Source organism: Noviherbaspirillum phoenicis (assembly GCF_047237965.1).
Taxonomy (GTDB): Bacteria; Pseudomonadota; Gammaproteobacteria; order Burkholderiales; family Burkholderiaceae_D; genus Noviherbaspirillum_A.
The window spans coordinates 3,427,543-3,450,738 of the sequence record NZ_JBDFLX010000001.1 but is presented as its reverse complement, the minus strand read 5'-3'; the positions used below and the strand labels follow the sequence as shown (position 1 = coordinate 3,450,738).

General features: G+C 64.7%; 18 protein-coding genes. 7 read left to right on the top strand and 11 right to left on the bottom strand.

The window, feature by feature from the left end:
• Window positions 1–409: 409 nt before the first annotated feature.
• Complete coding sequence (locus ABC383_RS15425) at window positions 410–1,558, bottom strand: IS481 family transposase (RefSeq protein WP_413012297.1); 1,149 nt, start codon at window positions 1,556–1,558, stop codon at window positions 410–412.
• A gap of 489 nt (window positions 1,559–2,047) precedes the next feature.
• On the opposite strand from ABC383_RS15425, the gene ABC383_RS15420 reads away from it, so the two are divergent.
• On the top strand, window positions 2,048–2,560 hold the full coding sequence (locus ABC383_RS15420) for a hypothetical protein (protein WP_413014971.1): 513 nt from the start codon (window positions 2,048–2,050) through the stop codon (window positions 2,558–2,560).
• Window positions 2,561–2,779: 219 nt separating this feature from the next.
• A complete protein-coding gene (locus ABC383_RS15415; RefSeq protein ID WP_413014970.1) occupies window positions 2,780–3,574 on the top strand; it encodes a hypothetical protein in 795 nt (264 codons plus the stop codon).
• 138 nt (window positions 3,575–3,712) lie between these two features.
• On the opposite strand, the gene ABC383_RS15410 is transcribed toward ABC383_RS15415, so the two are convergent.
• Window positions 3,713–7,288, bottom strand: a complete 3,576-nt coding sequence (locus tag ABC383_RS15410; protein ID WP_413014969.1) for a PAS domain S-box protein — start codon at window positions 7,286–7,288, stop codon at window positions 3,713–3,715.
• 230 nt (window positions 7,289–7,518) lie between these two features.
• Between ABC383_RS15410 and ABC383_RS15405 the strand changes: the two genes are divergently transcribed.
• Entirely contained in the window at window positions 7,519–9,207 is a 1,689-nt protein-coding gene (locus ABC383_RS15405) for a methyl-accepting chemotaxis protein (protein ID WP_413014968.1), read from the top strand.
• Between the two features lie 122 nt (window positions 9,208–9,329).
• Here ABC383_RS15405 and ABC383_RS15400 read toward each other — a convergent pair whose 3' ends face one another.
• From ABC383_RS15400 to ABC383_RS15385, 4 genes are all read right to left on the bottom strand, one after another.
• Window positions 9,330–9,644, bottom strand: a complete 315-nt coding sequence (locus tag ABC383_RS15400; RefSeq protein ID WP_413016382.1) for a hypothetical protein — start codon at window positions 9,642–9,644, stop codon at window positions 9,330–9,332.
• A gap of 250 nt (window positions 9,645–9,894) precedes the next feature.
• Entirely contained in the window at window positions 9,895–10,140 is a 246-nt protein-coding gene (locus tag ABC383_RS15395) for a hypothetical protein (RefSeq protein WP_413014967.1), read from the bottom strand.
• Between the two features lie 1,129 nt (window positions 10,141–11,269).
• Window positions 11,270–11,692 (bottom strand): group I truncated hemoglobin, encoded by a 423-nt coding sequence (locus tag ABC383_RS15390; protein ID WP_413014966.1) that lies wholly within the window; start codon window positions 11,690–11,692, stop codon window positions 11,270–11,272.
• Between the two features lie 26 nt (window positions 11,693–11,718).
• Window positions 11,719–12,621, bottom strand: coding sequence for a DUF3034 family protein (locus tag ABC383_RS15385; RefSeq protein WP_413014965.1), 903 nt, complete (start codon window positions 12,619–12,621; stop codon window positions 11,719–11,721).
• Between the two features lie 240 nt (window positions 12,622–12,861).
• Between ABC383_RS15385 and icmF the strand changes: the two genes are divergently transcribed.
• Window positions 12,862–16,158: a fused isobutyryl-CoA mutase/GTPase IcmF gene (gene icmF / locus ABC383_RS15380; protein WP_413014964.1), complete on the top strand. Its 3,297-nt coding sequence runs from the start codon at window positions 12,862–12,864 to the stop codon at window positions 16,156–16,158.
• A 138-nt stretch (window positions 16,159–16,296) separates the two neighbouring features.
• On the opposite strand, the gene ABC383_RS15375 is transcribed toward icmF, so the two are convergent.
• The 5 genes from ABC383_RS15375 to ABC383_RS15355 all read right to left on the bottom strand — a co-directional run bounded on the left by ABC383_RS15375 (window position 16,297) and on the right by ABC383_RS15355 (window position 20,813).
• Window positions 16,297–16,740, bottom strand: a complete 444-nt coding sequence (locus ABC383_RS15375) for a type III secretion system chaperone family protein (protein ID WP_413014963.1) — start codon at window positions 16,738–16,740, stop codon at window positions 16,297–16,299.
• Window positions 16,737–17,429, bottom strand: coding sequence for a hypothetical protein (locus ABC383_RS15370; RefSeq protein WP_413014962.1), 693 nt, complete (start codon window positions 17,427–17,429; stop codon window positions 16,737–16,739). Before ABC383_RS15370 ends, ABC383_RS15375 begins: the two co-directional genes overlap by 4 nt.
• A gap of 189 nt (window positions 17,430–17,618) precedes the next feature.
• A complete protein-coding gene (locus tag ABC383_RS15365) occupies window positions 17,619–18,527 on the bottom strand; it encodes a hypothetical protein (RefSeq protein WP_413014961.1) in 909 nt (302 codons plus the stop codon).
• Window positions 18,528–18,615: 88 nt separating this feature from the next.
• Window positions 18,616–19,785 carry a zinc-dependent alcohol dehydrogenase gene (locus ABC383_RS15360; protein ID WP_194715356.1) on the bottom strand — a complete coding sequence of 390 codons (1,170 nt, stop codon included), beginning with the start codon at window positions 19,783–19,785 and terminating at the stop codon, window positions 18,616–18,618.
• Entirely contained in the window at window positions 19,782–20,813 is a 1,032-nt protein-coding gene (locus tag ABC383_RS15355; RefSeq protein ID WP_413014960.1) for an SRPBCC family protein, read from the bottom strand. The genes ABC383_RS15360 and ABC383_RS15355 overlap by 4 nt, the downstream gene beginning before the upstream one ends.
• Window positions 20,814–20,958: 145 nt before the next feature.
• Here ABC383_RS15355 and ABC383_RS15350 point away from each other — a divergent pair, with 145 nt between their 5' ends.
• The 3 genes from ABC383_RS15350 to ABC383_RS15340 all read left to right on the top strand — a co-directional run bounded on the left by ABC383_RS15350 (window position 20,959) and on the right by ABC383_RS15340 (window position 23,121).
• A complete protein-coding gene (locus tag ABC383_RS15350) occupies window positions 20,959–21,291 on the top strand; it encodes a cupin domain-containing protein (RefSeq protein ID WP_413014959.1) in 333 nt (110 codons plus the stop codon).
• Between the two features lie 69 nt (window positions 21,292–21,360).
• On the top strand, window positions 21,361–22,254 hold the full coding sequence (locus ABC383_RS15345) for an ion transporter (RefSeq protein WP_413014958.1): 894 nt from the start codon (window positions 21,361–21,363) through the stop codon (window positions 22,252–22,254).
• Window positions 22,255–22,344: 90 nt separating this feature from the next.
• Window positions 22,345–23,121, top strand: coding sequence for a phytanoyl-CoA dioxygenase family protein (locus tag ABC383_RS15340; RefSeq protein WP_413014957.1), 777 nt, complete (start codon window positions 22,345–22,347; stop codon window positions 23,119–23,121).
• The last annotated feature ends 75 nt before the right edge of the window (window positions 23,122–23,196 follow it).

Genomic DNA, 23,196 nt, shown 5'->3' with positions numbered 1-23,196 from the left:
GTTTAGCCGCGCCCCGCTCCGGGTATCGACGGCACGGGAACCCCGCGCAGCGGGGCGGCACAGTCGGGGTCGCCTTTTTTGGTTACTTTTTTGGCGAAGCAAAAAAGTGACTCGCCCGCCGGGGCGAACACCCGGCCTGGTCATGACGACAGTGCAGTCGGCTTGTTTCACCCGGCGGAAAGACGTCACTGCGAAGCAGCAGTTGCTTTTGACGTTAAAGGTTTAGGCTTCAAAACCCTTTGAACAACAACACCGACAGTGCTGCCCGTGCCTTGCCGGGTGACGCAAGACGGCTGCACTGCCGTGGAGACAAGCCGGGAATCCGTCCCGGCGGCCGGGTCACTTTTTTTGCTTCGCTGTATAGACCGGGGACATAGGTTACACATGTGCCGGGACATGGGTAACAGATTTAATCGTGCTTTTCGGCATTGCGCAAGTCGATTTGGCCAAATCGCTGATGCGCAAAGTACAGGTCATAAATGCCGTCCTGGCCTGACAGGGCGCGGGCCGCAATACGATGCCTGTGCAAGGCGCTGGAGACGCGAAAGCTGCGCTTGTGGAACTTCACATGCCCGTTCCACCCGACGGTCTCCACCAGGTCTTCCTGCGGATAAACAATCTCTGGCAATCGCTCGGGATAGGCCAGACGGCTTTGCCGGAACCGGGTTACCGGCGTGGCCATGCCGATGGCTTCATGCGGCCGCTCGTTGTTGTAGATCATTCGCCAGCGGTCGAATGCGTTCTGGACCTCCTCAAGGTCAACGAAGTGACGCCCGTGCAGCACATCTGCCTTGAGCGTGCGATGGAAACGTTCGTCCTTGCCATTGGTCTGTGGATGAGCCGGACGACTGTGACTGATGCGAATGCCCAGCTGAATCAACCAGATGGTGAGCTTGGTGATGCCATGCTCGTGCTGCGACGGACTGCCCCATGGAGAACCGTTGTCAGCGTTGATCCGTACTGGCATGCCGTGATGGCGAAAGGCAGTTTCCAGAGCTGCCTGCACAGTGGCAGTGTCCGGGTTCAGGCAAGCCTGCAGGACGATGTTGTAGCGTGAATGATCATCCAGCACGGTCAGTGGATGACACGTGGCCTGGCCGGTCTGGAAATGGCCCTTGAAGTCGATCTGCCAGAGATCATTGGGCTGGGCATGCTCGAAGCGCTGCCAGGCGGTGCTGTTTGCGCTTGCCTTTTCTGAGATCAAGCCATGTCGATGCAGAATCCGGGTAATGGTGCTGGGGGTTGGCACCTGGATGTGACCCTGATTGAGCAGGCTGCGATGAATCTTGCGGCCGCCCCAGGTGGGGTGTTTCAGACGCACCTTCACTACCAGCTCTTCGTTTGCCTGGCTGGTACGCAGTGGCGTATTGCAGGGTCTGCGCGAGCAGTCCTGCAGGCCAGCAGGGCCCTGCGTCATGCTGCGTTCACGCCATTTGTATCCTGTCTTGCGACTGATTCCAAAACGCGTGCATAGGGCACTGAAGTTCACGCCATCCTGCTGCGCTAGCGCCGTAAATTCTTGTCGAAGGGTCATCATGTCAACGTCTTTCCAGGGCATGGTTAGAGAATCCTTTGGCTTGATATGGAATACGCCAAAGTGTTACCCATGTCCCGGCACAGTTGTTACCCATGTCCCCGGTCTATACACTTCGCCAAAAAAAGTAACCAAAAAAAAGCGACCCGGTGATCGCGCCCCGCTGCGCGGGGTCCCCGTGTCAGCGGTACCCGGAGCGGGGCGCGGCTAAACTCGCCAAGCTGCGCTTGGCTCAGACAGACGCCGCACCTTTTCCCGCTCCGGGCACCGCTGACACGGCGCGCTCAACGGGATTTCACTGCCACTTCAAAAGCAACCGCAACTGCAACGGCCACTGCAACGGCAACGGCAACGGCAACGGCAACCGCAACGGCAACGGTCGCTGCGCGTACGTCAAAAGCAACTGCAACCGCGCAAACGCTTTACCGTTTCCCTACCCCGCCTCGCATCAGGCCTGTCCGTCATAGCAGCATCAACGTCATTGACACAGGCAGGACCAGATCGCGTGAGGACATGATATTTTCAATCGCTCAAAAGAAGAGGCTGCATAACGCAGAACCTGCCCTTCCAATTAACAAAAAAGAAATGATGCATCAAGCCGAACGCAACTCCGCCCTGTCCGATGAATGGGCCGTCCTGCAAGGCAATCATGAGCAGCATGAGAGAAACGGTCTCCTCATCAAGCTCGCCGCCGTCGCGCTCCTGGTCGTCGGCCCGGCGCTGGGACTGGATGCGCTGGCAATCATTGCGTTGCTGATGGTGCTCTGGCTGCAGGAAGCGATCCTGCGGACTTTTCAGGCGCGCCTGGGCGAACGCATCCTGCGCATTGAGCGCCTGCTGCGGGAAGACACCACGCACACCGGCTTACCCTGCCAGCTGCATACCGAATGGCTGGCATCAAGGCCGGGAACAACTGGCCTGCTGGCGCAATACGGCAAGAACATGCTGCGACCTACGGTTGCATTCCCTTATGCCGTACTCGTGTTGCTGAGCCTGGCATGGTCAGCCAGCATGGCAATCGCATGAGTGTGCCGAATGCCGGCCATTGGCATTGCAGCGACGCGACACGGCACGATGTTTTTCCGCGGAGGCAATGCGATTCCTGATTGCCGCGGCGCGCACGGGGCGACAATACTCCGGCTCTGATCCGGGCGCGCCGGACATGCTCATGCGCTCGGGATCAGTCCATGCAGGCGAGGCAGCCGCACTCTCGCCCCGTTGAAGCAAAAACCGGAGATCATCGCCATGACCCTGGCAATCACAACCATCCCGCGCAAGCCTCTTGCGCCATTGCGCAAGCCCCGATCGGTCAGATCCGGGCAAAACCCGCTTTCGGTACATCCGCCGAAAATAGGCGTCCGTTCGCCAAGCTCGCTGCGTATCGACGCCGCAGCGGCGGGTGCCAGCGCCCGCATCATGGCAGCGGATGGCAGAGACGGCCGTATCATCCGGTTCCGGCCGGCGCATGAAACTCCGGGCAACGACGCAGGCGCCGATGCGAGCCCGGGTGGCGCGCGGCCATGGTACCGCCGGATGCAGCCGCAGGACGTGCGCGGCGCCGTGATGGCCGGCGCCTGCCGCCATTGGCCGCGCCGTGCCCGCCAGGGCAGCAAGCCGGCATTCGCGAAGCCGGCCCGCTTTTATACGGAACAAAACGACAAGCCCGCCCCGTCTTCCCGCAGCGAGTTTGTCGCCGCAGTCCGGCCCCTGATCGAAGCCGTCTATGAAAAGCTGCTTCCGCTGGACTTCAGCCACTACATCAAGGTGCATGAGCGCGACGGCGATTACGTGCTGTGGCGCAAGGGAAAGATCCATGTGCTCTCGGTCGATTGCAGCAAGGCTCCGGATACCACCATGTTTTACCGGCCCCGGATGAGCATTCCACTTGCAACTTCAGATGAAGAGCGCGCGCTGGCCAGCGAAGATTATCGGTGCGCGCTTGCGCGCAGGGTGCGCGCCAATCCAACAGCCTTCTTTCCGTTCAGTCTGGAGTTCCACTCGGAATACGACGTGTTGGCAGGCAAGCGGCGCAACGAATGACGCCTTGCGGCCAGGGCTGGCTCGCAACGCATGGCCCGGCAGACCGCTCCCGGGCATCCGTGCGGCAGAAGGGCAGTCGGCTCCAACGCGTGAGAAGACGATGCGTTTTGGCGGCGCCGCCTTCTGCCACGCAGGCGCCTAGCGCCGTTCCACCATCTCGCGCAGCTTGCTGGCCAGCCGCTCCATCGCAAACGGCTTGGTGATCATTTCCATGCCGTGCTCGAGGAAGCCGTTGGCAAAGGCGGCGTTTTCCGCGTAGCCGGTCATGAACAGCACCTTCAGCTCCGGCCGCATCAGGCGGGCGGCGTCGGCTAGCTGGCGGCCGTTCAGGCCGGGCAGGCCGATGTCGGTGACCAGGAGGTCGATCTTGCCGCGCGACTGCAGCACCGCCAGGCCGCTGGGTCCGTCCTCGGCTTCCAGCGCGCGGTAGCCCAGTTCATGCAGCACGTCCACGATCAGCGAGCGCACCACCTTTTCATCCTCCACCACCAGCACGATCTCGCTCTCGGCCGACAGATGAGCGTCGTTCAGGTGCGGCGTGTCGTCCTCGCCCGGCAGCGTGCCGCGAAAGCGCGGCAGGTAGAGCTTTACCGTGGTGCCCTGCCCGACTTCGCTGTAGATGCGCACATGGCCCTCGGACTGCTGCGCGAAGCCATAGATCATCGACAGCCCCAGCCCTGTGCCCTGCCCGAGCGGCTTGGTGGTGAAGAAGGGTTCGAACGCGCGTTCAAGCACGTCGGGCGACATGCCGGTGCCGGTGTCGGTCACGCAGATGCAGGCATACTGGCCCGGCGCCAGGCCGCGGATGCCGGCCGCATACACATCGTCGAGATGGGCGTTGCAGGTTTCCACGGTCAGCTTGCCGCCGTCGGGCATGGCGTCGCGGGCATTGATGCACAGGTTGAGGATGGCGTTTTCCAGCTGGTTGGGATCGCACAGCGTCGGCCACAGGCCGCCGGCCAGCACCAGCTCGATCTGGATGCGCTCGCCCAGCGTGCGCCGCAGCAGGTCTTCCATCGACGCCACCAGCGGATTGACCTTGACCGCCTTCGGGTCCAGCGGCTGGCGCCGTGAGAACGCCAGCAGGCGGTGCGTCAGCGATGCGGCGCGGGTGGCGGAATTGATCGCGCCGGTGACGAAGCGGTCGACGCTGTCATAGCGCCCGGCGTCGATGCGCAGCTTCAGCATCTCCAGCGAGCCGGTGATGCCCTGCAGCAGATTGTTGAAGTCATGCGCGATGCCGCCGGTGAGCTGGCCGACCGCATCCATCTTCTGCGCATGGCGCAGCGCCTCCTCGGTGCGGGCCAGCGCGGCCGCGGCCTCCTTCTCGGCGGTGATATGGCGGCCGGTGGCATATACCACGCCGTTGTCGTCATGCGAGGCCGACCAGGAAAACCAGCGGAAGCTGCCGTCCTTGTGCAGGTAACGGTTTTCGAACTGGTTCAGGTTTTCGCGGGACGCGCGCGCCAGCGCCGCCAGCGTGGCGTCACGGTCGGGCGGATAGATCAGCGCGTCGACATGCTTGCCGATCACCTCTTCCGGCCGGAAGCCGAGGATGCGGGTCCAGGCCGGATTGACGTTGCGGAAATGGCCGTCCGCGCCCACCACCACCAGCAGGTCCTGCGACAGGTTCCAGATCCGTTCCCGCTCCAGCGTCTGCGCCTGCACCCGCTGCTCCAGCGCGGCATTGGTGCTCATCAGGATTTCCCGGGCGGCGCGCTGGTCTTCCATGTCGGTGTTGGTGCCCAGCCAGTGGGTCAGCACGCCGTCGGCATCGCGCATCGGCAGGGCGCGCGCCAGGAACCAGCGCCAGGCGCCGTCGCGGCGGCGGATGCGGAACTCGATCTCGTACAGCGACTCGGTTTGCAACGCATGCTGCCAGGCCGCGCCGGCCGCTTCGGTGTCGTCGGGATGGATGACCGACAGCCAGCCTTCGCCAGCCAGCGCATCGTGGCTGCTGCCGGTATAGGCCAGCACCTGGTCGTTGAACCAGTTCAGCTGGCCATTGGGATAGGCGCTCCACACGTGGTTGGGCAAGGCCTGGGCAAAGGTGCGGAAGCGTTCCTCGCTGTTGCGCAGCTGGACTTCGGCGGCATGGCGCTCGGTGACATCCTGCACCACGCCATCCATGCTGACCGGCCGGCCGGCCGCATCGTACTGAAACTCGGCGCTGCGCGCGATCCAGCGCACGCTGCCGTCGTCGGCGCGGCGGATCCGGTACTGTGCGCGGACCGCCGCGCTGCCGGTTTCGCGGCTGGCGCGGTTCGATATCAGATGCTGGTCTTCCGAAAACACCAGCGACTCGATGCTGCCGGCCGGCAGCGACTCCACCGGCGCCAGCCCGAAGATGCGGCAGAACTCCGGCGTCGTCCGGATGCGCCCGGTTTCCAGGTCCACGGTAAACACGCCGACGCCGCCGGCGGTCTGCGCGCGCTGCAGCTGGTCGTTGGAGATGGCCAGCGCGCGCGCCGCCAGGTGTTCCTCGGTGCGGTCGCGCAGCACCTTGACGAAGCCGGTGACGACGCCGGACTCGTCGCGCAATGCGGTGGTCTCGGTGCTGGCCCAGAACAGCTCGCCCGACCTGCGCCGGTGCCAGCGCTCATCGCTTGCGGTGCCGCCGGCCAGCGCTGTTTCCCTGTCATGCGCCAGCCGCCCGGCGGCCTGGTCCTCCGGATTGAGCACGCGTTCCAGCGTCTGCCCCAGCATGTCGATTTCGGACCAGCCAAACAGCCTGCATGCGCCCTGGTTCCAGCGATTGACGCGGCCTTCCAGGTCAGTGGCGATGATGGCGTAATCGATGGCGCCGTCGAGGATCTGGCGGTTGCGCATCTCGCTTTCGCGCAGTTGTTCCTGGGCCGCATGCATCTCGGTGATGTCGGTGCCGTTGATCAGGATGCCGATCACCTCGCCGGCGGCATTGCGCATCGGCTGGAACAGCAGGTCCAGCACCCGCAATTCGAGCCCGGCGCCGGGCGTGCGCATCAGGAAGACGTCGACCGCGCTGGCCGCATACGGCACGCCGCTGCGGTAGACATGATCCAGCAGCTCGAAATAGCCCTGCGCCCCGATTTCGGGCAGCACCTCGCGCACCGTGCGGCCGATCGGGCTGCGGTGGCCGATCAGTTGCAGGTAGCTGGGGTTGACCAGCTCATACACATGCTCCGGCCCGCGCAGTACCGCCACGAAGCTGGGCGACTGGTTGAACAGCACCTGGAAGCGGTCCAGTTCGGCCAGCCGGCTGCGCTCGGCGAATACCTGGGCGGTGATCTCGGTGCAGCCGCAGAATACGCCGCCGACGTTGCCGCCCTCGTCGCGCAGCGGCGCATAGAAAAACGAAAAATGGGTTTCTTCCGGATAGCCGTGGCGCTGCATCGTCAGCATCAGGTCGTTCATGGAAGTCGGCTCGCCGGCGTAAGCGCGGTCCATGATGGGTCCCACCTCGTCGACCAGTTCACGCCAGACGTCGAAGAAGCGCCGCCCCAGCGCGGCCGGATGGTGGTTGCCCAGGATCTCGGCATAGCCATCGTTGTAGAGCAGCGAGCGCTCCGGACCCCAGACGGCGAACATCGGCTGGTTAGCCGACAGCATCACGCCGACGATGGTACGCAGCGGCATCGGCCAGGTTTGCGGCCTGCCCAGCGGCGAATTGTCCCAGTCGTGGTCGCGCATCATCCGACCCATCGTGCCGCCACCGGATAAAAAGCGTAAGGCCATCTGATTTGCCTGTCGGTCAAGAGGGTCGACTATACCGTGTTTGCCCGTGGCGAATATTGCAACCGATCACGTTGCAGCCGGGTTCGGAAGCGGCTCCCGTGCCACGGCGCATCAAAAAATTGACTTTAATCATTTAATTTATTTGCAGAAACATTGACAGTGGAGAATACTGCGGCTTCATCCCGTCTCTGGCGGAGCCTACGTCATTTCATCCTTATCCTTATTCTGTCATGAAGAATCTGAAAATCGGATCACGTCTTGCTGTTGGATTTACCTGTGTGCTGGCCATGCTTCTGGTGCTGTCCGGCACCGCCATCTGGCGCATGCAGCATGCCGCCGACGCCACAGAGGCACTGATCAAGTCGAGCCTGCGCGACGAGCGCCTGCTCGGCGAATGGCGGCTTGCGATCGAACTCAACGCAGTGCGGGCTGCGGATGCACTGCGCACCAGCGATGCGGTGCGTGAAAAGGAACTGGGCGATGCGATGAAGTCGTCCAGCGCGCGGGCGGAACTCGTGCAGAACAGTTTCATCGAGAGCCTCACGCAGCCGATGATGAAGGAACGGCTGGACACGCTGATGCAGGCGCGCAAGGCCTACACAGCCTCGCGCAAGGTGGCGCTGGACGCCAAGGCAGCGGGCAACCAGGCGCAGGCGATCGCCCATTTCGACAACGAGACCCGGCCCAAGCTAGCCGCCTATCTGGCCGCGATCCGCGCCATGACCGAGCAGCAGGCCCGGCTGATCAATGAAGAGGCCGACGACATCGCCGCGCAATACCGCCACGGGCGCGCGATGCTGCTGATCGTCAGCGCGCTGGCGGTGCTGTCCGGCATCGGCTTCTCGGTTTTCCTCACCCGCGGCATTACCCGGCCGCTGGCACAGGCGGTGGAAGTGGCGAACCGGGTGGCGGCGGGCGATCTGTCGGGCCGCATCGAGGTCGCCAGCAGGGACGAGACCGGCCAGCTGATGAAGGCGCTGGCCACGATGAACGACAATCTTGGCCGGCTGGTCAGCCAGGTGCGCAGCGGCGCCGACCACATCGCGACCTCGGCCAGCGAAATCGCCTCCGGCAACATGGACCTGTCCTCGCGCACCGAGCAGCAGGCTTCCTCGCTGGAGGAAACCGCCTCGTCGATGGAGGAACTGACCTCCACCGTCAAGCAGAATGCCGACAACGCCCGCCAGGCCAACCAGTTGGCGCTCACCGCATCAGGCGTGGCCACCCAGGGCGGCGAGGTGGTGGCCCAGGTGGTCGACACCATGGCCGCCATCGACAGCTCCTCGAAGAAGATCGTCGACATCATCGGCGTGATCGACGGCATCGCCTTCCAGACCAACATCCTGGCGCTGAACGCGGCGGTGGAAGCAGCCCGCGCCGGCGAGCAGGGCCGCGGCTTCGCGGTGGTGGCCACCGAAGTGCGCAGCCTGGCGCAGAAGAGCGCGGCGGCGGCGCGCGAGATCAAGGGCTTGATCGGCGACTCGGTGGAAAAGGTCGAGGCCGGCGGCCGGCTGGTGGCGCAGGCCGGCGGCACGATCCGGGAAGTGGTGGCCAGCGTGCAGCGGGTGACCGACATCATGGCCGAGATCACCGCGGCCAGTAATGAGCAGAGCGCCGGCATCGAGCAGGTGAACCAGGCCATTGCGCAGATGGACCAGGTGACGCAGCAGAATGCGGCGCTGGTGGAGCAGGCGGCGGCAGCGGCCGGTTCGATGCAGGAACAGGCCTCGTCGCTGGCGGTGACGGTCGGCACGTTCAAGTTGTCAGCGGAAGGCGCGGTAGCCACCGTGCCCGCAGGCCGGCAGGCTCCCGCTGCGCCGGTCGCCGGCAGTCCGCGTGCCGTGGCGGCCATTCCGGCCGGGGCGAAAGCGCCGGCAAGCCGGATTGCCGAGCAGGGCGGCGACTGGGAAGAATTCTGATTTCCAGGCAGGCCTGGCATGCCGGGCGCCGACGCATGTGCGGCGCCGGCCCGTCATTCGCGCGTCGGTCAGTACAGGGAAAGGCACATCCTTCGGCTGCATCCTGACCGAAAAATCTCCTCTCAGGCACGGGTGCCGTTGAGCATTCGGGTCAGCAATGTCGGCCGCGCCGACGGCACTGCCTGTTCGATATGCATGGCCCATTGTTCGGCCAGCTGGCTGCAGGTGCCCTGCAGCACCGGCGCCAGCTGCGGCAGCGCCGCCAGCGCCTTCAGGTGACGCTCGATTACCGAAGCCAGCTTCAGGCAAGGCCCGCCTTCGCGGGCCTGGGTGCTGTAATGCGACATCAGGTGCAGCGCCGCCGACACCAGCAGCTCGGGCTGGGAGACAACGGCAGACGAATCAGGAAATTCGGACGTCAGGGTGGCAGTGGGCATCATCATTCCTTTGCAAATGGCATGGTGGCTGGCTGCCGCTGTCGCGGGGGCTGGCTATTAAGAGTGGGACAGCTTGAAACGGCTAAACGGATAAAAAATTAAACATCCGGGGCTGTCAGGCCCCGAAAGATGAGAATTATTCTCATTTGGATTATTAACGATGACGGATGGGATTGCAAGGGAAATAGTCAGGCGCATTGCAGGTTGCCGGTTGGGCGATGCGCATTGCGTTTGCCATGGATGATCCAGGCTATCTGTCGATCGGAGGCAGCCTGGATACCATATCTGCGAGGAGCTTTTTTTGCTTCATTGCTTCTTCTGACTCGGAGCCGAACTCTTCACATGCGTATCTGACGCGCTCCCGCGCTTCCAAAGTGTCCGAAAAGCTGATGATGAGAGGTTCGTTCCCCGCGCCGACAACATCGTCCAACAGCAGCTCTGTCATCCTGACGTCTTGCGGAACAGCTTTTTGCCCAATGCCGTGATGCTTGCTCATGTTTTCTCCAGTTAAAAAATTCAATCGGCTTAGTTGTGAGGCCAGGCCCCTCTTGCTGAGTATCTTTTTTCGCTGGTGCGTTTCTTGACATGTGATTCGTTCGCCGCGATCAGGCCTCCTCCAAACGCTTTCACAAGCCGCGGCTTTAGCGTGTACAGGCAGGCCTAGCGCGATTGAAACGTTTCGGTGCGGCCTTGAGGCCTGCAAGCGATATTGAAGTATGCGCAAGGGGTTGCAGTCGCAGTGGCCGTTGCAGTGGCCGTTGCCTTTGAAGTGGCCGTTGCAGTTGGCTTTTGCAGTTGCCGTGAAGTCCCGTTGAGCGCGCCGTGTCAGCGGTACCCGGAGCGGGAAAAGGTGCGGCGTCTGTCTGAGCCAAGCTTTAGCTTGGCGAGTTTAGCCGCGCCCCGCTCCGGGTACCGCTGACACGGGAACCCCCGCGCAGCGGGGGCGCGATCACCGGGTCGCCTTTTTTTGGTTACTTTTTTTTGGCGAAGCAAAAAAAGTGACCCGGCTGCCGGGACGGATTCCCGGCTTGTCTCCACGGCAGTGCAATCGCCTTGCGTCACCCGGCAAGGCACGGGCAGCACTGTCGGTGTTGTTGTTGACGTTCATATTGAAACTTCAAACTTCAAAAGCAACTGCTGCTTCGCAGTGACGTTTTTACGCCGGGTGAAACAACTCCACTGCACTGTCGTCATGACCAGGCCGGGTGTTCGCCCCGGCGGGCGAGTCACTTTTTTGCTTCGCCAAAAAAGTAACCAAAAAAGGCGACCCCGACTGTGCCGCCCCGCTGCGCGGGGTTCCCGTGCCGTCGATGCCCGGAGCGGGGCGCGGCTAAACTCGCCAAGCTGCGCTTGACTCAGACAGACGCCGCACCTTTTCCCGCTCCGGGCATCGCCGACACGGCGGTACACAGACGGGGACCCTAACTGCAACGGCAACGGCAACAGCAACGGCAACGGCAACGGCAACGGCAACCGCAACGGCAACGGCAACGGCAACGGCAACGGCAACCGCAACCGCAACTGCAACTGCAACCGCAACCGCAACCGCAACTGTCGCTGCGCGTACGTCAAAAGCAACCGCCACTGTCGCTACCTGTACCGAAAAGGCGCCTCGCCCCATCCCCCTACTTCGTCACCACATCCCTGTGCATCGGCGCCAGCCGCGCCAGCAACCGGTTCTGCACCCGCGACGGCACCCCATTGCGCTCCATGGCGGCCTGCAGATCCTCCACCAGCGCATTGAAATGCGCATGGTTCAGCTTCAGGTCTTCATGGATGGTCTGCATGTCCTTGCCGCTGTACTTGCACGGGCCGCCGGCCACATCGCAGAACTGCTCTTCCAGCTTTTCCGCCAGGTGCTCCAGGTCGACGCCGTCGAACGAGGCACTGATGCGGGCGTCGGCCTGCACCGCCGGCAGCAGATCGGCCACGATGCGGCGGATGCCGGCGCCGCCGCCCAGGTCCTGGTAGAGAGCATCGTCGGCGGCGAAGGCATGCAGGCTGCCCACGGCGAGCAGGAGGGCGATCAGGGTGCGGAAGGATTGCATGGTCGGTAAGCGCTATGGGGAGAGATTCAGAAGCCGGCCTGCAGCGACAGGTAGACGCCTTTCTGCCGGGTCGGGTTGAGCACGGTGATGTCGCCCAGCGCCACCCAGGCGGCGGTCAGCGAGACATGCTTGGATGGAAACCAGGCGACGAAGACGTCGTAGTAATCCTTTTCCCTGTCCACTGCCAGGTTGCGCGGCTTCATCCGGTATTCGACACCACCCACTACGGTGCGGCTGAACAGGTAGGCGACCGAGCCTTCCAGCATCGGCTGGTAATGGTTGCCGCGCTCACCGCCAAAACCCAGCAGGCCCATCTGGTTGGCGCGGGTGGCGCGCAGCGTGCCGTTGATCAAGAGGCTTCTGTCCAGCAGGATGCGGGTGGCCGACAGATAGATATCCACGCCATGGTCGCTGGCCGCGCCCAGTTGTTTCACGTTGTCGACACCGGCCAGGCCAGACACGCCTGTATTGCGCTTGGCCATCGCGCCGACGGCGATCTGCGGCAGCCAGCTGTCCTGTTCATATACCGCGTCGCCGGCCAGCCGGACCTTGACGCCGGCAATGTCCTGCCCGATGCGCAAGCCGTCGAGCGCGCCGTCGCTGCCGCGGAAGGTCTGGCGCGCCAGCGACAGTTCCACCCGGTCGGCCAATCCGACCGCCACGCCATGGCTGTCCAGGCCATAGTCCTGGGTCCGGATCGCGGTGGCATGCAGGTTGGCGCCATAGCTGTCGCGGGTGCCATAGCCCGTGATCAGCGCCCAGGGCGTCAAGCCGCCGCCGCCAGCGCCTTCCACCTGGCTCACGCCGCCCGTGGCCAGCAGCTTGCCCAGATCGGGTGACGGAAGATCGGCGGCCTGGCTGGCGCCGGCGCACAGGGCCAAGACCAGGGTAGCGGGAAAGAGGGTTTTCAGTCGGCTGGAAAGGGACATGGTGGGCTTGAATATATTTCCTGTTTGCAATAGTAGCAAACCAGGCATTGATTCCGCCAGGAATCTTTTTCATGCTGACGCCATCCGGCTACACCGCGGTTGCATGCCGTGCGGCGCCGCGCCGCTACCCTTTTCACGATGGTTTGAGGCATACTCCTTGACGTTGACGTTAACGTCAATTCCAGATCAATGCCATCCGCGCCGGCCTTGCCTGAGCGCTACAAGAATTCCGGAGACTCCATGACCGACCTGTCCGTTACCCAGAACCTTGCCGCCTGGAAGCCGGCCAACAAGGTGCGTTTCGTTACCGCCGCCTCGCTGTTCGATGGCCATGACGCGTCCATCAACATCATGCGCCGCATCCTGATGGCCAATGGCGCCGAGGTGATCCACCTGGGACACAACCGCTCGGTCGACGACATCGTCACCGCGGCGCTGCAGGAAGACGCGCAGGGCATCGCCCTCTCCAGCTACCAGGGCGGCCATGTCGAGTACTTCAAGTACATGATCGACCTGCTCAGGCAGCGCGGCGGCGCGCATATCAAGGTGTTCGGCGGCGGCGGAGGCGTGATCGTGCCGGCCGAGATCGAGGAGCTGCATGCCTATGGCGTGACGCGCATCTTCAGCCCGGAAGACGGCCAGCGCATGGGCCTGGTGGGCATGATCCAGTCCATGATCCAGGCCTGCGACACCGATCTCTCTTCCTATGCGCCGACTACGCTTACAGCGCTGCAGGACGGCGACATCGCGCAGCGGCACCGGCCGCTGGCGCAGCTGATCACGGCGCTGGAAAACGGCAAGGCCAGCCCTGCCCTGCCGGCGCAGCTGCGCGAGGCCGCGGCGGCGATCAATACGCCCACGCTGGGCATTACCGGCACCGGCGGCGCCGGCAAGTCTTCCCTGACCGACGAGCTGATCCGACGCATCCGGCTCGACCAGGACGATGGCCTGAACATCGCCGTGATCTCGATCGACCCGTCGCGCCGCAAGTCGGGCGGCGCGCTGCTGGGCGACCGCATCCGGATGAATGCGATCGGCCCGTGGCAGGGCCAGAACCGGGTCTTCATGCGCTCGCTCGCCACCCGCGAGGCCGGCTCGGAAATCTCGGCCGCGCTGCCGGACGTGATCGCCGCCTGCAAGGTGGCCGGCTTCGACCTGGTGATCGTGGAAACCTCCGGCATCGGCCAGGGCGACGCCGCCATCGTGCCGCATGTGGGGCTGTCGATGTATGTGATGACGCCCGAGTTCGGCGCCGCCTCCCAGCTGGAAAAGATCGACATGCTGGACTTCGCCGACTTCGTCGCCATCAACAAGTTCGACCGCAAGGGCGCGCAGGATGCGCTGCGCGACGTGGCCAAGCAGTACCAGCGCAACCGCGAGCTGTGGAGCAGCAAAACGGAGGACATGCCGGTCTACGGCACCCAGGCATCGCGCTTCAACGACGATGGCGTGACCGCGCTGTACCAGGGCCTGCTGGCGCGCCTGAAGGACATGGGTCTGCTAGTGAAGCCGGGCCGGCTGGCGCCGGTGGCGGTGCGCTATTCCTCCGGACGCAATGCCATCGTGCCGCCGGCGCGCAGCCGCTACCTGGCCGAGATCGCCGACACCGTGCGCCACTATCACCGGTTCACCGGCGCCCAGGTGACGCTGGCGCGCCAACGCCAGCAGCTCACCGAGTCGGCCCGCATGCTGGCCGAGGCGCAGTCCGACGCCGATGCCGGCACGCTGTCGGCCCTGACCGACCTGGCCGATACCCGCGACGCCGGCATGGATGCCGGCGCGAAAAAGCTTTTGGCAATGTGGCCGGCGATGCAGGCCGCCTATGCCGGCGACGAATACGTGGTGAAGATCCGCGACAAGGAAATCCGCACCGGCCTGGTCCATGAAACCCTGTCGGGCAACAAGATCAGGAAGGTCGCCCTGCCGCGCTTCGAGGACCATGGCGAGATACTGCGTTTCCTGATGCTGGAAAACGTGCCCGGCTCCTTCCCCTACACCGCCGGCGTGTTTGCCTTCAAGCGCGAGAACGAGGACCCGACCCGCATGTTCGCCGGCGAGGGCGATGCCTTCCGCACCAACCGCCGTTTCAAGCTGGTGTCGCAGGGCATGGATGCCAAGCGGCTGTCCACCGCGTTCGACTCGGTCACGCTGTATGGCGCCGACCCGGCGCCGCGGCCCGACATCTATGGCAAGGTCGGCAATTCGGGCGTATCGATCGCCACGCTGGACGACATGAAGGTGCTGTACGAAGGCTTCGACCTGTGCAGCCCGAGCACCTCGGTGTCGATGACCATCAACGGCCCGGCGCCGACGATACTGGCGATGTTCATGAACACCGCCATCGACCAGCAACAGGACAAGTTCCGCGCCGACAATGGCCGCGAGCCGACCGACGACGAAGCCCAGAAGATCCGCGCCTGGGTGCTGCAGAACGTGCGCGGCACGGTGCAGGCCGACATCCTGAAGGAAGACCAGGGCCAGAACACCTGCATCTTCTCCACCGAGTTCTCGCTGAAGGTGATGGGCGACATCCAGGAATACTTCGTGCACCACCAGGTGCGCAATTTCTATTCGGTGTCGATCTCGGGCTATCACATCGCCGAAGCCGGCGCCAATCCGATCTCGCAGCTGGCCTTCACGCTGTCGAATGGCTTCACCTTCGTGGAAGCCTATCTGGCGCGCGGCATGCACATCGACGACTTCGCGCCCAACCTGTCCTTCTTCTTTTCCAATGGCATGGACCCGGAATACACGGTGCTGGGCCGGGTCGCGCGCCGCATCTGGGCCGTGACCATGCGCGACAAGTACGGCGCCAACGAGCGCTCGCAAAAGCTGAAGTACCACATCCAGACCTCGGGCCGTTCGCTGCATGCGCAGGAAATCGACTTCAACGACATCCGCACCACGCTGCAGGCGCTGATTGCGATTTACGACAACTGCAACTCCCTGCACACCAATGCCTATGACGAGGCCATCACCACGCCGACCGACGAATCGGTGCGGCGCGCACTGGCGATCCAGCTGATCATCAACCGCGAATGGGGCCTGGCCAAGAACGAGAACCCGAACCAGGGCAGCTACATCATCGAGCAGTTGACCGACCTGGTGGAGGAAGCGGTGCTGCAGGAGTTCGAGCGCATCGCCGAGCGCGGCGGCGTGCTGGGCGCGATGGAGACCGGCTACCAGCGCGGCAAGATCCAGGAAGAGTCGCTGCTCTACGAGCACAGGAAGCATGACGGCAGCCTGCCCATCATCGGCGTGAACACCTTCCGCAATCCGCATGCGAGCAACGTGCCGCAGCAGATCGAACTGGCCCGCTCGACCGACGAGGAAAAGCAGTCCCAGCTCGGGCGCCTGGCCGACTTCCAGCAACGGCATGCGGCCGAGGCGCCGGCCATGCTGCAGCGGCTGCAGCAGGCGGTGATCCACGACGAGAACGTGTTTGCCACACTGATGGATGCGGTGCGGGTCTGCTCACTGGGTCAGATCACCGAGGCGCTGTTCGAGGTGGGCGGACAGTACCGGCGCAGTATGTGAAACGGGCGTCGTTCGGGGCGCATGCCGATGGCTGCGCTCTGGACGGTGCATGGACGGCAGGCGCTGCATGACGTGCGGCCGGGCGACTCAGCGACATGGGCTGCCGCCTTGCAGGACCTGCAACGCCATTCAGAAGCTTCAGAAGTAATGGAACGCCGTCAGGTCGGTCACCCTGTCCTCCTCGCTGTCGATGGCGCGCCGCAACAGGGCGGCGCCATCCACGCAGGCATGCAGAAAGGCGAGCAGTTCCTCGTCCTCCGCTTGGTGCGACGGCATGGGCGCGCAACCGATCAGGATCAGCGCGCCCGAGGCCGCATCGAGCGCGGTCAGCATCACGAACGGCACCGGCAATTCCAGCTGCTGCTCCAGTATGGACTGGCACAAGGCCGGAAGGCGCGCCGGCGCCGGCTGGCCGGCCTCGACATAGATCCTGATAAAGCCCGACCACTCTTCCAGCCGGAACTGGACCGCCATGCCGTTGACCGTCATCGCCTGCTGCCCGGCCACCGTCGCATGCTCCTCCGCCGGCACGCCGGCCAGCAGGCACAGCCGCAACAGCATCGATTCATAGTCCGCGTTCATGACCTGTTCTCCGAGCCGACCACGGCCGTCAACAGCGCCGCGCCGACGATGGCGCTGGTAATGGCCACGCCGCACAGTGCCCGCGGCATGCCGGGCGCCTGCAGTATCGCGCGTCCGAAGCGGCTGTCGAGCGCGGCCGGCAGGAGAAAGGGCGCGGCCCCGATCGCATAGGCATCCGGCCTGGACTGCAGCCGTTCCCGCAGCGGGCGCGATGGCGAGGGCGTCGCCCGCATGGTGAGCTGGCTGCCGCGCCGCCGATGGTATGCCAGCGTCAGCATGCTGCCAGTGCTGACCGCCGCCATCTGCGCGACGAAACGGGCCAGCACGGAGTTGATCGGATAACGCGCGGCGACTGCGCTGACCTGCCGTGGCAGGCGCTGACAGAAGCGGTTCCACGCATGCTGGCTGGTCGCCGCCATGCGCCCGCCCCAGCTCGACGGATTGGCGCACCAGGTCTCGGTCAGGTGCGCCTGCAACGCGAAGGCCGGGATGAAGGGCAGCAGGCTCACCATGATGCCCGTGTATTGCCGGCGGCGGCTGGGCTGCGGATGAAAGCGCGTGTCCGAGGGCTGCATCTGCTGGTCGGCATAGATGGCGCCGCAGGCCAGCAGCCTTAACGGCTGCAGGGGTGCCGGCAGGAAGGGCGCAAGGATGGTAGGCACCGTGAATGCGCAGAAGGTCGTACGCATGGCACGCGCCACATATGCTGCGGGCGGCGCGGGTTCAGGCGCTTGTCCGCGAGGGACACGGATGCTTGCGGGCCGGTCGGCGCGCCGTGCCGCGCCGTTGTGATCAGGTGTTTTCATGACGCCGTAAGTAGCCCGGGCCGCCTGCCTGCTGCACCGGAAGCGCGCGCATTCAATCCCGTTTGCGTCTTCTCAATGGTGTGCGGCCAGCGGCCTTGGATGGATCAGCGCGGTGGCGATGCAGGCCGCCACCACATGGCTTGCCAGCAAGGCCACCAGGGCTGGCGGCAGCGCGCCGCCGGCGCGGGCGGCAGCGCGGTCCAGCCGCAATGTCATCCAGACCGACGAGGCAAACGCCGGGCCGCAGGCCAGATAGGCGGCGGGATTGGCTTCGATGCGCTGCCGCAGCGACGGCATGCCGGCAGGCCGCGCCACCGGCTCCAGCCGCGCGCCGCGGGCATGATGGAAGCACGCCGACATCAGGCTGCCGGCGCTGACCGCGAGCATCTGCGCCGTTACCCGCGCCAGCACGAAATTGATCGGATAGCCGCGCGCCGCCGGCGCCAGGCGCACGGGCAGGAAGCCGCACAGGCGCTGCCAGAAGCGCTGGCTGGCCGCCGCCATCTGCGCGCCCGAACTGCCGTCGCGGCTGCACCAGCCATTGGCAAGCCGGGCCTGCGCATAAAAGGCGGCGATGTAGGGCGTCATGCCCAGGGTCAGCGCCACGATTTCCTGGTCGATCGTAGGCGCCGGCGCAAAGCGCACCTGCTGCGGCGGCTGGATCATGTCGATATAGATAAAGCCGCCCAGCAGCGTGCGCAGCGCAAAGGCGCGCGGCGACAGCAGCCCCTTGACGCAGGGCGACAGCATGGTGGGCAGGCTGAAGGCGCCCAGCGTGATCCATGCGCCCTGCGCGACATGGCGCCAGAGCGGCGCGTTGGGTGGCAAGCCGCCGGGTTGCGGGCCAGGGTCAGGCATGGTTGCCTGGGCCGGCGGCTGGGCCGGTCGGATGGAGAGCGGGTTCATGGCGGCTTGAGTGGCGCACACCGCCATGGCGTTGCGCCACGCCGGCGCCGCGCCCGGGTGGCGCCATACCGGCATGGCCTTCCCCGCCGCTTGCGGACGGGCAGCGGCCTCCGGGCAGGCATGCAGCCGACGCCGGAGACCTTTTGCCGGGCGCTTCAATACCTCAGGGCTTCAGCACCACCTTCACGCACTCATCCTGCTTGTCGCGGAACATCCTGTAGGCATCCGGCGCCTGCTCCAGCGGCATGCGGTGGGTGATGATCACGCTGGGGTCGATCTCCCCTGCCTGCACCCGGTCCAGCAGGGGCTTCAGATAACGCTGGACATGAGTCTGGCCGGTCTTCAGGGTCAGCGAACGGTTCATGAAGGAGCCGATCGGCATCTTGTCCAGGAAACCGCCATAGACGCCCGGGATCGACACCACGCCGCCGTTGCGGCAGGCCATCAGCGCCTCGCGCAGCGCATTCGGACGCTCGGTTTCCAGCATCATCGCCTGCTTGACGCGGTCGTAGGCGCCCACCAGGCCGACGCCATGCGCTTCCATGCCGACCGCGTCGATGCAGGCGTCCGGACCGCGGCCGCCGGTGATGGTCTTCAATGCATCCAGCACATTGACCTCTTCATAGTTGATGGTCTCGGCGCGCGAGACTTCCCGCGCCATGCGCAGCCGCTCCGGGAAGCGGTCGATCGCGATCACCCGCTCCGCGCCCAGCAGATAGGCGCTCTGGATCGCGAACTGGCCCACCGGGCCGCAGCCCCAGACCGCCACCACATGGCCGGGCCGGATGTCGCAGTTCTCCGCCGCCATGTAGCCGGTAGGCAGGATGTCGGACAGAAACAGCACCTTCTCGTCGTCCAGGCCGTCGGGCACCCGGATCGGGCCGACGTCGGCATACGGCACCCGCACATACTCGGCCTGGCCGCCCGCATAGCCGCCGGTGAGGTGGGAATAGCCGAAGATGCCGGCCGGCGAATGGCCCCACATCTTTTCCGCCATCGCCGCATTGGGATTGGAGTTCTCGCACAGCGAATGCTGCTGCTCCTCGCAGAAGTAGCAGTTGCCGCAGGCGATCGGAAACGGCACCACCACCCTGTCGCCTATCTTCAGGTTGGTCACTGCGCTGCCCAGTTCCACCACCTCGCCCATGAACTCATGGCCCAGGATGTCGCCTTTTTCCATGGTGGGGATATAGCCATCGTACAGATGCAGGTCGGACCCGCAGATGGCGGTGGACGTGATCTTCAGGATCGCGTCGCGCGGATTGAGTATCTTCGGATCGGGCACATTGTCGACCCGCACATCCTTGGCGCCATGCCAGCATAAGGCTCTCATCCCGGTACCCCTTTCTTGATCAGCTTGACCATGGTGCTGCGCGGGCCGGACGACTGCCCTTCGGTGGTGGTGATTTCGCCGGTCTCGATCAACTGCTTGAAGCGGCGCAGATCGGCGTCCATTTGCTGCAGCGGGTTTTCGCCGAACAGCCTGGCCACCAGCGCGCCGGCCTTGCCGCCCGGCGGCTTGTACTGCATCTCGACCCGGACGATGGTGCCGCGCCCGCCCGGCGCGCGTTCGAAGCGCACGGTGCCGCCATTGTCGACATCCGCGCCTTCCGCCGAATGCCAGGCCAGCAGCTCGCCCGGCTGGTCGGCGGTGATGTCGGCATCCCATTCCACGCTGGAGCCGATCGGCGCCTTGGCCTTCCAGTGCGAGCGGGTGTCGTTGACCTTGCTGACTTCCTCCAGGTGCTCCATGAATTCCGGGAAGCGGTCGAACTCGCGCCAGAAGCGGTAGCACTCTTCCGGCGACTTGTTGACCGTGATGCATTTTTCCACCGCCATCGCGCCCGATTCGGTGCTGCGCTCGCCCATGGTCTGGCGGGCTGTCTGCGCCAGCGCCGCGCTCATGTCCAGCATCGCGGCCGTGGCTACGCCGGCGCCGGTCAAGGCCAGCCGGCTGCGGCGTCCGGACGAGCCGGCATGCATGGCCGAGCGCGCCAGCAGGGTCAGTTCAAGCCCCACGCAGGCCAGCCGCGCCAGTCCCAGCGGCGCCGGCCTGCCCTTGTTCAGGATATTGACCGCGCTGGCCACGCTGAGCGCGCCGGAAGCGCGCACCAGCGACGGATGCGCATGAATGCCGGTCGAGCGCGCCACCTGGCGCGGCGCCAGGAGCTGGGCAATGCCCAGGCCCAGGATCACCATGCCGGCGCCGGTGGCCAGGGTTGAGAGCTGATCGCGGGACGGCGCCTCGTAGCGGAATTCGCTGCCGGGCGGATGCTTGGACAGCGCGCTTCCCGGATCGAGCGCGGAGAAGTCACGCCCGGGCGTGGCTTCCTGCCTGCTGTCGGTGGTGATGTCATTCATTGTTTTCTCCAGGTGTGCAGGGAACAGGCCCCGCCGCGTTTCTTGTTGAAATGGAAAAAGAGCCAATTAGAAGTGAGCCCTGGCCGGTAGTTCTGCCGGCGCACCGCTACCTGCGCCCGGATTGATTTGACGCATAATGGCCGCCATGGAAAATTCCGGACATTTCTGCAGCAATCTGCCGGCAGCCCTGCCTGATGAAGTCATCCATACGCTGCTGGCCGGCAGCGCCTTCCGGCTGGAGCGCATCGTTTCCCACGGCCAGCATTCGCCGGCCGGCTTTTGGTATGACCAGGATGAGCATGAATGGGTGATGCTGGTGCAGGGCGAAGCCACCCTGCGCTTCGAGGAAGGCGATCGCCTGCTGCGCATGACGCCCGGCATGCACGTGACGATTCCCGCGCATTGCCGACACCGGGTCGAATGGACCACGCCCGATGCCGACAGCGTCTGGCTGGCGCTGTTCTACCGGGAAGCCTGAACGGCGACAAACCGGCGCTGCCGACGGCGGCTATACTTGCCTTTCCATTCATCGTCCACCCAGATGCCCATGCATGCAGGCAAACACCCGGCCACGGCCACGCCGGCCGATCCGGGCCACCAGTTCGGCAAACCGTCCGAAGGCTTGCGCGCCCGGCTCTACACCGTCATCTTCGAGGCCGACACCCGCGCCGGCCGCATCTTCGACCTGGCGCTGATCGTCGCCATCCTGGCCAGCGTGATGGTGGTGGTGCTCGACAGCGTGCAGGCCGTATCGTCGCGCCACGGCGACATGCTGGGCGCGCTGGAATGGTTCTTCACGCTGCTCTTCACGGTGGAATACGCGGCGCGGCTGTATTGCGTGCGGCGGCCGCTGCGCTACGCCACCAGCTTTTTCGGCGCCATCGATTTCCTCTCGGTGCTGCCGACCTATCTCGCCATGATGATGCCGGGCGCCCACGTGCTGCTGGACGTGCGCATCCTGCGCCTCCTGCGCATCTTCCGCATCCTGAAGCTGACGTCCTATGTCGAGGAATACCGCATGCTGACCCGGGCGCTGCTGGCAAGCCGGCGCAAGATACTGATCTTCCTGTCGGTAGTGATGATGGTGGTGCTGCTGCTGGGCACGGTGATGTACGTGGTGGAAGGACCGGGCAATGGCTTCACCAGCATTCCGACCTCGGTCTACTGGGCCATCACCGCCATCACCACGGTGGGCTTCGGCGACATCGTGCCCAAGACCGACATCGGCCGCGCGATCTCATCGATCATGATGCTGCTGGGCTGGGGCATCCTGGCGGTGCCGACGGGCATCATCAGTTCGGAAATGACGATGCAGAACAGGCTGTTCCGGCTTACCACCACCCGCACCTGCCCGGAATGCCTGTCCGAAGGCCATGAGGCCGACGCGAAATTCTGCAAGGACTGCGGCGCCCCGCTTCCCGCCTACCAGCGCGATCGGTGAGGTTCCCCGCATTTGGCGCGATACATCTGCCGATTGTTGTAACCCGGCATCAGGCGCGATAATGACGGCTCCGCTCTTCTGACGAATGCCATGAACATCCCGAATTCCGCGCCGCTTTCCGCCAGCCAGATCGCGCAGTTTGAAGCCGATGGCTATCTGATCCTTCCCCGCATGGTGGCGCCGGCCGATTGCGAACGCATGCTGGCAGTGACGAATGACCATCTGGCGCGCGCCGTGCCACCGCTGGAATACGAAGCCGAAGTCGGCTACGAAGGCGCACCGGCGTCGCTGGATGCGCCGGGCGGCCGCACCGCGCGCCGGCTGCGCGCCGCCTGGCAGCGCGATGCCTGCTTCCATGACTGGGCCGAGAATCCGGTGCTGGTCGCTGGCCTGCAGCAGCTGCTGCAGGAAGACGTGGTGCTGACGCTGGCGCATCACAACTGCATCATGACCAAGCACCCCCACTTCGGCACCGCCACCGGCTGGCATCGCGACATCCGCTACTGGGCCTACACCCGTCCGGACCTGATCTCGGTATGGCTGGCGCTCGGCCATGAAGAGGCCCGCAACGGCGCACTGAAATTCATTCCCGGCTCGCACCGGATCCCGCTGGCCCCGGAGCAGATGGATGCGCTCGACTTCCTGCGGCCGGAAGTGCCGCAGAACCAGGCCCTGTTCGCGCGCGGCGTCGCGCCGGTGCTGGAACAGGGCGACGTGGTGCTCTTTCACAGCAAGCTGTTCCATGCGGCGGGTCGCAACGACAGCGACCGGATGAAGGCGTCGGTGGTGTTTGCGTATCGCGGCTCATCGAATCCGCCGGTGCAGGGAACGCGTTCGGCGGCAGCGGGGGAAGTGGCGTTGCCGTGAGGATGAGGAAAGTGGAACGGCGCCGCGCCGGTTTAAATGGCGCAATACCCCTCCGGGGTATGACGCCCTACGCTT

Excerpts from the sequence above, each read along its gene's own strand:
- ABC383_RS15425 (WP_413012297.1), bottom strand. The coding sequence starts at position 1,558 with ATGCCCTGGAAAGACGTTGACATGATGACCCTTCGACAAGAATTTACG.
- ABC383_RS15420 (WP_413014971.1), top strand. The coding sequence starts at position 2,048 with ATGATATTTTCAATCGCTCAAAAGAAGAGGCTGCATAACGCAGAACCT.
- ABC383_RS15415 (WP_413014970.1), top strand. The coding sequence starts at position 2,780 with ATGACCCTGGCAATCACAACCATCCCGCGCAAGCCTCTTGCGCCATTG.
- ABC383_RS15410 (WP_413014969.1), bottom strand. The coding sequence starts at position 7,288 with ATGGCCTTACGCTTTTTATCCGGTGGCGGCACGATGGGTCGGATGATG.
- ABC383_RS15405 (WP_413014968.1), top strand. The coding sequence starts at position 7,519 with ATGAAGAATCTGAAAATCGGATCACGTCTTGCTGTTGGATTTACCTGT.
- ABC383_RS15400 (WP_413016382.1), bottom strand. The coding sequence starts at position 9,644 with ATGCCCACTGCCACCCTGACGTCCGAATTTCCTGATTCGTCTGCCGTT.
- ABC383_RS15395 (WP_413014967.1), bottom strand. The coding sequence starts at position 10,140 with ATGAGCAAGCATCACGGCATTGGGCAAAAAGCTGTTCCGCAAGACGTC.
- ABC383_RS15390 (WP_413014966.1), bottom strand. The coding sequence starts at position 11,692 with ATGCAATCCTTCCGCACCCTGATCGCCCTCCTGCTCGCCGTGGGCAGC.
- ABC383_RS15385 (WP_413014965.1), bottom strand. The coding sequence starts at position 12,621 with ATGTCCCTTTCCAGCCGACTGAAAACCCTCTTTCCCGCTACCCTGGTC.
- icmF (WP_413014964.1), top strand. The coding sequence starts at position 12,862 with ATGACCGACCTGTCCGTTACCCAGAACCTTGCCGCCTGGAAGCCGGCC.
- ABC383_RS15375 (WP_413014963.1), bottom strand. The coding sequence starts at position 16,740 with ATGAACGCGGACTATGAATCGATGCTGTTGCGGCTGTGCCTGCTGGCC.
- ABC383_RS15370 (WP_413014962.1), bottom strand. The coding sequence starts at position 17,429 with ATGCGTACGACCTTCTGCGCATTCACGGTGCCTACCATCCTTGCGCCC.
- ABC383_RS15365 (WP_413014961.1), bottom strand. The coding sequence starts at position 18,527 with ATGCCGGTATGGCGCCACCCGGGCGCGGCGCCGGCGTGGCGCAACGCC.
- ABC383_RS15360 (WP_194715356.1), bottom strand. The coding sequence starts at position 19,785 with ATGAGAGCCTTATGCTGGCATGGCGCCAAGGATGTGCGGGTCGACAAT.
- ABC383_RS15355 (WP_413014960.1), bottom strand. The coding sequence starts at position 20,813 with ATGAATGACATCACCACCGACAGCAGGCAGGAAGCCACGCCCGGGCGT.
- ABC383_RS15350 (WP_413014959.1), top strand. The coding sequence starts at position 20,959 with ATGGAAAATTCCGGACATTTCTGCAGCAATCTGCCGGCAGCCCTGCCT.
- ABC383_RS15345 (WP_413014958.1), top strand. The coding sequence starts at position 21,361 with ATGCATGCAGGCAAACACCCGGCCACGGCCACGCCGGCCGATCCGGGC.
- ABC383_RS15340 (WP_413014957.1), top strand. The coding sequence starts at position 22,345 with ATGAACATCCCGAATTCCGCGCCGCTTTCCGCCAGCCAGATCGCGCAG.